This is a genomic window from Pedobacter sp. 05L430 (assembly GCF_056397585.1).
Map to the genome: position 1 here is coordinate 1 of NZ_JBFTNT010000655.1, position 386 is coordinate 386.

Below are 386 nucleotides of genomic sequence, written 5' to 3' on the forward strand. Positions count from 1 at the left end.
GTAGTGGCCCAGGTTAACCCATCAGCAAAGTAAATATGGGCAATATCCTTAGCTTTCACATAAATAAGCTGATTGTTAATTTTACCTATAAAACGTGTATTCTCCCGCTTGGAAAACTCTTCTGCAATTTTAGAAATGTTAACCCCGGAATTAGCCGGAAGCTTAAAATATTCATACTTCTCCATTGCCCGCTTAAGGTCTTTTACATCAATTGGTTTCATCAAATAATCAACACTATAAACCTTAAATGCCTGCAATGCAAAACTGTCGTACGCCGTTGTAAAAATAATAGGGATTTGAACATCCCTCCTTTCAAAAAGTTCAAAGCAATTACCATCCGATAATTGTATATCCATAAATATCAGATCAGCAGTATTAGCCTGATC

General features: G+C 36.0%; 1 protein-coding gene. It reads right to left on the reverse strand.

Features of this window, described 5'->3' with window-relative positions; translation table 11 throughout:
* On the reverse strand, positions 1 to 356 hold a 356-nt coding region (locus tag AC1DG9_RS27825), incomplete at its 3' end, for a LytR/AlgR family response regulator transcription factor (protein ID WP_477635806.1).
* Between the last annotated feature and the right edge of the window lie 30 nt (positions 357 to 386).